An 11497-nucleotide genomic window follows, 5' to 3' on the forward strand; every position below is an offset into this window, starting at 1 on the left:
GGCCGAGAGGATTCACGCCCGTGGACGCCGTCCTGGACACCGCCCGCACCGAGGCATGGCTCCGCGCACTCGCCGCGGCCGTCACCGCGCACGAGGCCGAACTGACCGCACTGGACGCCGCGATCGGCGACGGGGACCACGGCAGCAACCTGCGCCGCGGCTTCACCGCCGTACTGGCCGCGCTGGACGCCGGGGCGGCCGGGGATTCGCCCGGCGCGCTGCTGGCGACGGCCGGCCGCACCCTGATCTCGACGGTCGGCGGCGCCTCGGGACCGCTGTACGGGAGCGCCCTGCGGGCCGCGGGCAAGTCGCTCGGCGGGACGGCGGCCGGGCCCGCGGAGGTGGCCGGGGCGCTCGATGCGGCGCTGGCGGCGGTGCAGGGGCTGGGCGGCGCGCAGCCGGGCGACAAGACCATGGTGGATGCGTTCGTCCCGGCCGCGGAGGCCTTCCGGGCCGCGGCGGGCGACGGACTGCCGGCCGCGGCGCAGGCAGCCGCCGCGGCCGCCGAGCAGGGGGCGCGATCCACCGTGCCGCTGGTGGCCCGCAAGGGCCGGGCCTCCTACCTGGGCCCCCGCAGCGCCGGCCACCTCGACCCGGGAGCGGCCTCGACCGCCCTGCTCTTCGCCACCCTGGCCGAGACGGTGGACCCCGAGTGGACACCCGTTCCTACTGGTGATGGTGGTGCTCGCCGGGACGGCTGACCAGCATCAGCAGGGCGTCGTCGCCGAGTTCGCCGCCGGTGTGGACGAGCAGGTCGGCGTAGACGCGGCCGACGGCGGACTCCAGTTCGGCGGCGGAGCGGGCGGCGCCGCGTACCAGCGGGCCGACCCGTTCGGCGAGCGGGTAGAACTCGCCGGTGCGGTGGTGGCGGGCCTCGACCACCCCGTCGGTGCACAGCACCATGACGTCGTCCGGCCCGAACGGCCGCCGCATGCTGACGGGTTCGCCGGGGGCCAGCGGGCCGAGCCCGAGCGGCACCCAGGGCTCGGCGGCCTCCAGGACGTCGGCGGTGCCGTCGGCGTGGACGCGGATCGGCGGCACGTGGCCGAAGTGCATCAGCTCCACCGAGCCGGGCTCGCGGAACTCGGCGAACAGCGCCGTGGTGAACTCGCCGTCCGGCACGTGCCGTTCGACGCTGGCCTCGATCCGCGCCGCGACCGAGCCCAGCCGTTCCTCGTCGTACGCGGCCTCGCGGAACGCGCCGAGCACCACGGCGGCGGTCTGCACGGCGCCCAGGCCCTTGCCGCGGACGTCGCCGACCAGGACCCGGGTGCCGTGCGGGGTGTCCAGGGCGGAGTAGAGGTCGCCGCCGATCCGTGCGGCGTCCGCTGCGGAGACGTAGCGCACGGCCAGCCGCAGCGGCCCGACGGTCGGTCCGGGGCGGCGCAGCAGGGCGCGCTGGGCGGCCTCGGCGACGGAGCTGACGGCGGCGAAGGCGGCGGCGCGGCGCATGCGCAGCTCGGCCACGAAGGCGCTGACCGCGGTGAGTGCGACGTAGCTGAGCAGTGCACCGAGCAGGAAGCGGCTGTCGTTGAAGGTGGCGACCTGGTCGTAGTTGCTCAGCCACAGCAGGGAGAGGAAGCCGACGCCGCAGACCATCAAAACTTCGACGGGGGTCAGCAGCAGTGAGGCGATGGACGGCACGACCACCATCAGCGGGGCCAGGTAGCGGTCCTGTCCGGTGAAGAAGTCGACCAGTGAGATGACCAGGATGGCGAGCAGCGCCGGGGTGGCCCGGCGCCGGAAGGAGAGGTCCTGCAGGTCGGTGGCGAGCATCGCGGACCTGCGGCGGGCCGGGGCCAGCCCGGTGGCGTCGGGCGCGGCGGCGCGCTGGGCTCGGCTGATCCGGAACACATAGCCGAACATATCGGACACCCCGCCGGGGCGCGGCCCACACCGCCGCCCGCCGAGGGGGTGACATGCCCGAGGGCCGCATCCGTCGCTGCGCATCCGCGCGACTACCCTCTGTCCGCACGGCGCGGGGCCGCGCGCCGGGCCCGAGATGCACGCCACAGCCTCCCCCGCCCCCGGAATACCCCCAGGGGGTATGGTGTTGGCAGAGAATGAGCGCGCGCAGCAGGCCGCGCCGCGAGATCACGGAGGCACCCATGTCCAGCACCGTCACCTACACCGTCACCGGCATGAGCTGCGGCCACTGCGAGAAGTCGGTGAACTCCGAGCTGTCCGGCATCCCCGGGGTGACCGGGGTCGCCGCCGACGCCAAGGCCGGCACCGTGACGGTCTCCTCCGCCGCCCCGCTCGACGACGAGCAGGTCCGCGCCGCCGTGGACGAGGCCGGCTACGAACTCGTCGGCCGCACCGCCTGACCGCCGCAGGGGCACGGCAACCCCGCGCCCCGACCCGTCGCCCGAGGAGCAGCTGAGATGAGCACTACCGTGCAGGGCACAGGCGCCGCCCAGCAGCGCGTCGAACTGTCGATCGGCGGCATGACGTGCGCCTCCTGCGCCGCCCGGATCGAGAAGAAGCTCAACCGGATGGAAGGCGTCGAGGCGAGCGTCAACTTCGCGACCGAGAAGGCGCGCGTGGACTTCGCTCCCGGCATCGACGTCGCCGAGCTGATCGCCACCGTCGAACGCACCGGCTACACCGCGGAGCTCCCCCCGCCGCCCGCCCCCGAGCCGGCCGCGGAGTCCGCCGCGGGGCCGGAGGGGGCCGCCGCCGGCCGCGAGCCGGACCCGCTGCGCGACCGGCTGCTGGCCGGCGCGGTGCTGTCCGTCCCGGTGGTCCTGCTGTCGATGGTCCCCGCCCTGCAGTTCGACAACTGGCAGTGGCTGGCGTTCGCATTGACCGGACCGGTCGTGGTGTACGGCGGAGCGCCGTTCCACCGCGCCGCCTGGACGAACCTCAGGCACGGCGCCGCGACCATGGACACCCTGATCTCGCTCGGCACCCTCGCCGCCTTCGGCTGGTCGGTGTGGGCACTGTTCCTCGGCGACGCCGGCATGCCCGGCATGCGGCACGGCTTCTCCCTGACGGTCGGCACCGGCGACGCCTCCGCCACCCTCTACCTGGAGACCGCCGCCGCCGTCACCACTCTGATCCTGCTCGGCCGCTGGCTGGAGGCCCGCTCCAAGCGGCGCGCGGGCGCCGCCCTGCACGCCCTGCTGGACCTCGGCGCGAAGGACGTCGCGGTGCTCCGCGACGGCCGCGAGGAGCGCATCCCGGTCGGCCGGCTGGCCGTCGGCATGCGCTTCGTGGTCCGCCCCGGCGAGAAGATCGCCACCGACGGCACGGTCGTCGAGGGCGCGTCCGCCGTGGACGCCTCGATGCTCACCGGGGAGTCCGTACCGGTCGAGGTCGCGGTCGGCGACACCGTCACCGGAGCCACCGTCAACGCCGGCGGCCGCCTGGTCGTCGAGGCCACCCGGGTCGGCGCCGACACCCAGCTCGCCCGGATGGCCAGGCTCGTCGAGGAGGCCCAGAACGGCAAGGCCGCCGCGCAGCGCCTCGCCGACCGGATCTCCGCCGTCTTCGTCCCGCTGGTCATCCTCACCGCACTGGCCACCCTGGTGGCCTGGCTGCTGCTCGGCAACGGCCCCACCGCGGCGTTCACCGCCGCCGTCGCCGTGCTGATCATCGCCTGCCCGTGCGCCCTCGGCCTCGCCACGCCCACCGCACTGATGGTCGGCACCGGCCGCGGCGCCCAACTCGGCATCCTCATCAAGGGCCCCGAGGTACTGGAGACCACCCGCCGGGTCGACACGATCGTCCTCGACAAGACCGGCACCGTCACCACCGGCCGGATGTCCCTGGTCGCCGTGCACACCGCCGACGGCACCGACGAGCACGAGGTGCTGCGCCTGGCCGGCGCCCTGGAGCACGCCTCCGAGCACCCGGTCGCCGCGGCGGTCGCCGCCGCCGCGGCCGAGCGCACCGGCCCGCTGCCCGCCGTCGACGGCTTCGCCAACGTGCCCGGCCTCGGTGTGCAGGGCACCGTCGAGGGCCGCGCCGTGACCGCCGGCCGCGAGGCGCTGCTCACCGCCCGCGCCATGCCGCTGCCATCGGAGCTCGCCGCCGCCCGCACCACGGCCGAGCGGGCCGGGCGCACCGCCGTCGCGGTCGGCTGGGACGGCTCCGCCCGGGCCGTCCTGGAGATCGCCGACACGGTGAAGCCGACCAGCGCCGCCGCCGTCGCCGACCTGCGCGCGCTCGGCCTGCGCCCGGTGCTGCTCACCGGCGACAACCGGGCCGTCGCCGAGGCGGTCGCCGCCGAGGTCGGCATCCCCGCCGAGGACGTCCTCGCCGAGGTGCTGCCCGAGGACAAGGTCGCCACCGTGCGCCGGCTGCAGGCCGAGGGCCGCTCGGTCGCGATGGTCGGCGACGGGGTCAACGACGCCGCCGCACTCGCCCAGGCCGACCTCGGCCTCGCCATGGGCACCGGCACCGACGCCGCCATCGAGGCGGGCGACCTCACCCTCGTCCGCGGCGACCTGCGCACCGCGGGCGACGCCATCCGCCTCTCCCGCCGCACCCTGGCCACCATCAAGGGCAACCTGTTCTGGGCCTTCGCCTACAACGTGGCGGCGATCCCGCTGGCCGCGGCCGGGCTGCTCAACCCGGTGGTGGCGGCCGCCACCATGGCCTTCTCCTCGGTCTTCGTGGTCACCAACAGCCTGCGGCTGCGCCGCTTCGACGCGTCCTGAGGCACCGCGGCCTCGAAGGCCGACGGCCCCGGGCGGCATCCGCCCGGGGCCGCCGCACGTGCGGGCTCACCGGCCGAGCAGCTCGCCGCCGTTGCAGTGCAGGATCTCGCCGGTGATGAAGCCGGCCTCCGGGGAGGCCAGGAAGTAGACGGCCGCGGCGACCTCGCCGGGCTCGCCGATCCGGCCGAGCAGGGTGCGGGCGGCCCGGCGGGAGACCTCGGCCTCGTCCAGCCGCGGGCCGAAGAACTCGGTGCCCGACACGGTGCCCGGCGCCACGATGTTCGCGGTGATCCCGGACGGGCCGAGCTGGGCTGCCAGGAAGTGGTTCCACGCGTGCAGCGAGGCCTTCGCCGCCCCGTACGAGCCGGCGCCGCGCAGGGCGGCGATGGAGCTGACCGTCACGACCCGGCCGGAGCCCGGCGTCAGCCGTTCCCTGATGGACTCGGTGAGCAGCACCACGGTGAGCACGTTGCGCTCGAAGTCGCCGCGCCAGCGGGCGAGGACGGCGTGCGGGCCGGCGCCGATCACCGTCTCCCGGCTGCCCGCGTTGTTGACCAGGACGTCCACGGTGCCGGGCAGGGCGGCCAGGGCGTGCTCCACGGCGTCCGGGTCGGCGAGGTCGCAGACCAGCGGCGTGACGTTGTCGCCGAGCTCGGCGGCCGCCTGCTCCAGCACCGCGCGCCGGCGCCCGACGATCACGACGCGCTCCCCCGCATCGGCGAACCGGCGGGCCACCTCGTACCCGATGCCGGTGCCGCCACCGGTGACGACGACGTTCCTGGTCATCTGCGCACTCCCTCCCTGCCCCGACGCCGCGCCGCACAGCGTGCGGACGGTCCGTACCGGAATAGCTCGATTCCTATCACGCTGGGTTGCGAAGACTGCGGGGAGGGTGACGCAGCGCGCCGGAAAGCGTGTGATAAGGGGACGGACCGCGCGGCCGGGCCAGGCACCGCGCGCACACGGAGCGTGGAGAGAGGCAACTCACACTCCCGGAACGTAACTCCCGGACCCCGGATACGTCATACCGTGTGTACTGCGGCTGTTTCCTCCGGCCCGCGGCGGTGTGGCGAACGGCTTCACGCCTCCGCACCGGTGGCTGCCGCGAACGGGGCTCCGGCGGGCCCCGGTACGGCCGCCGAGGGTTTCGGCGGCACAGCGCACGGCGCCGGGGTGCGAGGGTCAGGGACGCTTTGAGCGGCCGTTCCTGGCACGGTCGCACCCGGGTGCCGTGCGCCGGGACTTCCCTGCGGGCCGCGGTGCCCGCCGCAGGCACGCCGAAGGGCCCGGCACTCCCGAGGGAGCGGCCGGGCCCTTCGCACGAACCGGGTCAGCGGTCGCCGAGCTCCACGTAGTCGCGGATCGCGGTGCCGGTGTAGATCTGCCGCGGACGGCCGATGCGGCTGGTGGGGTCGTTGATCATCTCGTGCCAGTGGGCGATCCAGCCGGGCAGCCGGCCCAGCGCGAACAGCACGGTGAACATGCTGGTCGGGAAGCCCATGGCGCGGTAGATCAGGCCCGTGTAGAAGTCCACGTTCGGGTAGAGCTTGCGCGAGACGAAGAAGTCGTCGCTGAGCGCGTGCTCCTCGAGCTTCAGCGCGATGTCGAGCAGCTCGTCGGTCTTGCCGAGCTGGCCGAGCACCTCGTGCGCCAGGAGCTTGACCTGCGCGGCGCGCGGGTCGAACGCCTTGTACACGCGGTGGCCGAAGCCCATCAGCTTGACGCCGTCCTCGCGGTTCTTCACCTTGCGGATGAACGCGTCGACGTCGCCGCCGTCCTTCTGGATCTGCTCCAGCATCTCCAGCACGGCCTGGTTGGCGCCGCCGTGCAGCGGGCCCCACAGCGCCGAGATGCCCGCCGAGATCGAGGCGAACAGGTTGGCGTGGCTGGAGCCGACCAGGCGCACCGTGGAGGTCGAGCAGTTCTGCTCGTGGTCCGCGTGCAGGATCAGCAGCTTGTCCAGGGCGTTCACCACGACCGGGTTGAGCTCGTAGTCCTCCGCGGGGACGGCGAACGTCATCCGCAGGAAGTTCTCGACGTAGCCCAGGTCGTTGCGCGGGTAGACGAACGGCTGGCCCATGGCCTTCTTGTAGGCGTAGGCCGCGATCGTCGGGAGCTTCGCCAGCAGGCGCACCGTGGACAGGTGGCGCTGGGCCGCGTCGAACGGGTTGTGGCTCTCCGGGTAGAAGGTGGAGAGCGCGCCGACCACCGAGGACAGCATCGCCATCGGGTGGGCGTCCCGCGGGAAGCCCTGGTAGAAGCGCTTGACGTCCTCGTGCAGCAGGGTGTGCTGGGTGATCTCGGTGGTGAAGGCCGACAGCTCCTCGGCCTTGGGCAGCTCACCGTTGATCAGCAGGTACGCGGTCTCGATGAAGTTGCCGCGCTCCGCGAGCTGCTCGATCGGGTAACCGCGGTAGCGCAGGATGCCGTTGTCGCCGTCCACGAAGGTGATCGCGGACTTGTAGGCGGCGGTGTTGCCGAAGCCGTTGTCCAGGGTGACCAGGCCGGTCTGCGGGAGCAGCTTCGAGATGTCGAAGCCGGCGTTGCCCGCAGTGCTCTCGACGACGGGGTACTCGTACTCGCCGTCCTGGTACCGCAGTACTACCGAGTTGTCGCTCACGTCTTCCTCACCGACGAAATGAATTCTCATCCGAGTGCCCTGACGTTCCTACGATCCCCCATCCGGAGGACAGCCGCGCACCCGGGGTGGGCCGAAAAGGGGCCCGCCATACAAAACCTGTCGCCGAAGCCGGTGTGAACCGGACAAGATCGGCACCAGACCAGGTTCCGCCTTAAATCTCTTCACGTCAAGACAACCCGGGACCGTACCGCACCCCCGCCGGATCATCCAACCGCGAGCCGATGATCAAGCGCAGAGTGCCTCCGACCTGCGCTGACGGCCCGGACCGCCTGCCCGATCGCCCTCCGTGACCCCACCAGTACAACCAGTCGCTTCGCCCTCGTCACGGCCGTGTAGAGCAGATTTCTCTGAAGCATCGACCATGCCGATGTAGTGACCGGAATCACCACCGCCGGGTACTCGCTCCCCTGCGAGCGGTGAATGGTCACCGCATACGCGTGCGCCAACTCGTCGAGCTCGTCGAAGTCGTAGCCCACCTCCTCGTCCTCGTCCGTCCGCACCGTCAGCCGCTGCTCCTCGACACTCAGCGAAGTGACCACCCCCACCGTGCCGTTGAAGACACCGTTCGCCCCCTTCTCGTAGTTGTTGCGGATCTGCGTCACCTTGTCCCCCACCCGGAACGTCCGCCCGCCGAACCGCCGCTCCGCCAACCCCTCCCGGGCCGGCGTCACCGCGGCCTGCAACAGCGTGTTCAGGTTCCCCGCCCCCGCAGGACCCCGGTGCATCGGCGCCAGCACCTGGACGTCCCGCCGCGCATCCAGCCCGAACCTCTGCGGAATCCGCCGCGCCACCACGTCCACCGTCAGCCCCGCCGCCCGCTCCGCGTCCTCCTCCGCGAACAGGAAGAAGTCCGGCAGCCCCTCCGTCACCGGCGGCAGACCCTCGTTGATCCGGTGCGCATTGGTCACCACCCCCGACTGCTGCGCCTGCCGGAAGATCCGGGTCAACCGCACCGACGGGACCGGACTCCCCTCCGACAGCATGTCCCGCAGCACCTCGCCCGCCCCCACCGACGGCAACTGGTCCACGTCCCCCACGAACAGCAGGTGCGCCCCCGGCGCCACCGCCTTCACCAGCTTGTTCGCCAGGATCAGGTCCAGCATCGACGCCTCGTCCACCACCACCAGGTCCGCATCCAGCGGCCGGTCCCGGTCGTACGCCGCCTCCCCGCCCGGCCGCAGCTCCAGCAACCGGTGCACCGTCGACGCCTCCGCTCCCGTCAGCTCCGCCAACCGCTTCGCCGCCCGCCCCGTCGGCGCCGCCAGCACCACCTTCGCCCGCTTCGCCAGCGCCAGCGTCACGATCGACCGCACCGTGAACGACTTGCCGCACCCCGGGCCGCCCGTCAGCACCGCCACCTTCCTGGTCAGCGCCAGCTTCACCGACTCCCGCTGCTCCGGCGCCAGTTCGGCCCCCGTCCGGCGCGCCAACCAGGCCAGTGCCGCCTCCCAGTCCACCCCCGCGAACCCCGGCATCCGGTCCGCGTCCGCGTTCAACAACCGCAGCAACTGGTTCGACAACGACACCTCGGCCCGGTGGAACGGCACCAGGTACACCGCCGACACCGGCAGGCCGCCCTCCCCCGGCACCGACTCCCGGACGACCCCCTCCTCCGCCACCAGCTCCGCCAGGCAGTCGATCACCAGCCCGACGTCCACCTGCAGCAGCTTCACCCCGTCCGCGATCAGCCGCTCCTCCGGCAGGTAGCAGTGCCCCTGGTCGCTGCTCTGCGACAGCGCGTACTGCAGCCCCGCCTTCACCCGCTCCGGCGAGTCGTGCGGAATCCCCACCGCCTGCGCGATCCGGTCCGCCGTCAGGAACCCGATCCCCCACACGTCCGCCGCCAGCCGGTACGGCTCGTTCTTCACCACCCCGATCGAGGAGTCCCCGTACTTCTTGTAGATCCGCACCGCCAGCGAGGTCGACACCCCCACGCCCTGCAGGAAGACCATCACCTCCTTGATGGCCTTCTGCTCCTCCCACGCCGCCGCGATCATCTTCGTCCGCTTCGGCCCCAGCCCCGGCACCTCGATCAGCCGGCCCGGTTCCTGCTCGATCACGTCCAGCGTGTCCACACCGAACGCATCCACGATCCGCTCCGCGAACCGCGGCCCGATCCCCTTGATCAGCCCCGACCCCAGGTACCGCCGGATGCCCTGCACCGTCGCCGGCAGCACCGTCGTGTAGTTCTCCACCGTGAACTGCCGCCCGTACTGCGGATGCGAACCCCACCGCCCGAACATCCGCAGCGACTCGCCCGGCTGCGCCCCCAGCAGCGCCCCCACCACCGTCAGCAGGTCGTTCCCCCCGCGCCCGGTGTCCACCCGGGCCACCGTGTACCCGGTCTCCTCATTCGCATAGGTGATCCGCTCCAGCACGCCCTCGACCTGGGCGAGCTGCCGCGGAGGCCCCTGCTGTTGCTGCTTGGCCTGCTGGCCGTCCGTGGCCACGAGGCCCCTCCCGGTGCTGGCGAACGCTCGATGCCGGTGACCGCTGGAAGCGGGTGGCCGTCGATGCTGGTGACCGCTGTGCCACGCACGGTACCTCCCCGCGCGGACAGCCGGGCACGCCACTGGTGAAACCGCCGTTCCGCGGGGCGGAAAGGCCCCGTGGGCGGCCGCACGGCCACCCTCACGGGTGACAGACCGCCGGACCGGCGTAGGGTCGCCCCATGACCGACCTCGCCATCCGGCCCGCGACCGCCGCCGACCTGCCCGCGATCGTCGCCATGCTCGCCGACGACCCCCTCGGCGCCACCCGCGAATCCCCGGACGACCCCACCCCCTACCAGGAGGCCTTCGCCCGCATCGCCGCCGACCCCCACCAGCACCTGGTCGTCGCCGAACGCCTCGGCCGCACCGTCGGCACCCTGCAGCTCACCGTCGTCCCCGGCCTCTCCCGCCGCGGCGCCACCCGCACCATCGTCGAAGGCGTCCGCATCCACGCCGACGAACGCGGCAGCGGTCTCGGCACCACCATGATCGAATGGGCCGTCGACCGCTCCCGGGAACTCGGCGCCGAACTCGTCCAGCTCACCTCGGACGCCACCCGCACCGACGCCCACCGCTTCTACGAGCGCCTCGGTTTCACCGCCTCCCACCTCGGCTTCAAGCTCGCCCTGTAGACCGCAGCCGGGGTTTCCTCGCGCGGCTGCACCCGCATGTCGGTCCTCCCTGTCAGACTCGGCCGATGACCGACCCACGCTCCCCGATCACCGCCTTCTGGGACGCGGCCGCCGCCACCTTCGACGACGAGCCCGACCACGGCCTGCGCCACCCGGCGATCCACGCCGCCTGGGCCGCCCGCCTGCGCGACTGGCTGCCGGACCCACCCGCCCACGTCCTCGACGTCGGCTGCGGCACCGGCTCGCTCTCGCTGCTCCTCGCACAGCAGGGCCACCACGTCACCGGGGTCGACCTCGCCCCGCGCATGATCGCGCACGCCCGCGCCAAACTCGCCGCCACCGGCCTCGACGCGGACTTCCGCATCGCCGACGCCACCGATCCTCCGCAGCGCACCGGCGGTTACGACGTCCTGCTCTCCCGGCACCTGGTGTGGACGCTCCCCGACCCGCACGCCGCACTGCGCCACTGGGTCACCCTCCTCCGCCCCGGCGGCACCCTGCTGCTCATCGAGGGCCGCTGGCACGAGGCCGACGACGACAGTTCCCCGTACGCACCCGGCGCCCAGCCCCTCCCCTGGGCCGGCGGCGTGCGCTCCCGGGACCTCGCCGCTGCACTCCGCCCGCACGTCACCGAGCTCAGCACCACACCGCTGAGCGGCGACGAGCTGCTGTGGGGCCGGCCGGTGCGCGACGAGCGCTACGCCATGGTGGCCAGGGTCTGATCCGGCTCGGATTTGTCCGGCAGATTCGGGTCCGGCGGATTCGGGTCCGGAAATGCGAGAAGCCCCCTCCCGAAGGGGAGGGGGCTTCTCTGAATGATTGTTCGGCGGCATCCTACTCTCCCACAGGGTCCCCCCTGCAGTACCATCGGCGCTACGAGGCTTAGCTTCCGGGTTCGGAATGTGACCGGGCGTTTCCCTCGCGCTATGACCACCGAAACACTATGAAACACATCGAACAACCGGCACAGGGCCTGTTCGTGGTTTCAGAACCAACACAGTGGACGCGAGCAACTGAGGACAAGCCCTCGGCCTATTAGTACCGGTCAACTCCACCCCTCACGGGGCT

At 72.7% G+C, this 11497-nt stretch carries 9 protein-coding genes and 1 rRNA gene; 5 read left to right on the forward strand and 5 right to left on the reverse strand.

The features are described 5' to 3' along the window. Positions 1–20: 20 nt before the first annotated feature. Entirely contained in the window at positions 21–701 is a 681-nt protein-coding gene (dhaL, locus tag AB0M03_RS25230; protein WP_363494557.1) for a dihydroxyacetone kinase subunit DhaL, read from the forward strand. Here dhaL and AB0M03_RS25235 read toward each other — a convergent pair. Continuing rightward, complete coding sequence (locus tag AB0M03_RS25235; RefSeq protein ID WP_363494559.1) at positions 667–1866, reverse strand: PP2C family protein-serine/threonine phosphatase; 1200 nt, start codon at positions 1864–1866, stop codon at positions 667–669. The genes dhaL and AB0M03_RS25235 overlap by 35 nt on opposite strands. A 242-nt stretch (positions 1867–2108) precedes the next feature. Between AB0M03_RS25235 and AB0M03_RS25240 the strand changes: the two genes are divergently transcribed. Then, complete coding sequence (locus AB0M03_RS25240; RefSeq protein ID WP_363494561.1) at positions 2109–2327, forward strand: heavy-metal-associated domain-containing protein; 219 nt, start codon at positions 2109–2111, stop codon at positions 2325–2327. Between the two features lie 57 nt (positions 2328–2384). Further along, positions 2385–4664: a heavy metal translocating P-type ATPase gene (locus AB0M03_RS25245; protein ID WP_363494563.1), complete on the forward strand. Its 2280-nt coding sequence runs from the start codon at positions 2385–2387 to the stop codon at positions 4662–4664. 66 nt (positions 4665–4730) lie between these two features. Here AB0M03_RS25245 and AB0M03_RS25250 read toward each other — a convergent pair whose 3' ends face one another. The 3 genes from AB0M03_RS25250 to AB0M03_RS25260 form a co-directional block, all read right to left on the reverse strand. Continuing rightward, complete coding sequence (locus tag AB0M03_RS25250; protein ID WP_363494564.1) at positions 4731–5450, reverse strand: SDR family oxidoreductase; 720 nt, start codon at positions 5448–5450, stop codon at positions 4731–4733. Positions 5451–5994: 544 nt separating this feature from the next. Next, positions 5995–7284, reverse strand: coding sequence for a citrate synthase (locus AB0M03_RS25255; RefSeq protein ID WP_363494566.1), 1290 nt, complete (start codon positions 7282–7284; stop codon positions 5995–5997). A 224-nt stretch (positions 7285–7508) separates the two neighbouring features. Next, positions 7509–9683, reverse strand: a complete 2175-nt coding sequence (locus tag AB0M03_RS25260; RefSeq protein WP_363494568.1) for an ATP-dependent RecD-like DNA helicase — start codon at positions 9681–9683, stop codon at positions 7509–7511. A 293-nt stretch (positions 9684–9976) separates the two neighbouring features. On the opposite strand from AB0M03_RS25260, the gene AB0M03_RS25265 reads away from it, so the two are divergent. Together AB0M03_RS25265 and AB0M03_RS25270 are read left to right on the forward strand one after the other, a co-directional pair. After that, on the forward strand, positions 9977–10429 hold the full coding sequence (locus AB0M03_RS25265) for a GNAT family N-acetyltransferase (protein ID WP_363494570.1): 453 nt from the start codon (positions 9977–9979) through the stop codon (positions 10427–10429). Between the two features lie 65 nt (positions 10430–10494). Next, positions 10495–11151: a class I SAM-dependent methyltransferase gene (locus AB0M03_RS25270; protein ID WP_363494572.1), complete on the forward strand. Its 657-nt coding sequence runs from the start codon at positions 10495–10497 to the stop codon at positions 11149–11151. 99 nt (positions 11152–11250) lie between these two features. Here the strand turns inward: AB0M03_RS25270 and rrf are convergent. Then, positions 11251–11367: ribosomal RNA gene (gene rrf / locus AB0M03_RS25275) — 5S ribosomal RNA — on the reverse strand. Positions 11368–11497: the final 130 nt, after the last annotated feature.

The sequence above is a fragment of the Kitasatospora sp. NPDC051914 genome (assembly GCF_040680995.1).
GTDB lineage: Bacteria > Actinomycetota > Actinomycetes > Streptomycetales > Streptomycetaceae > Kitasatospora.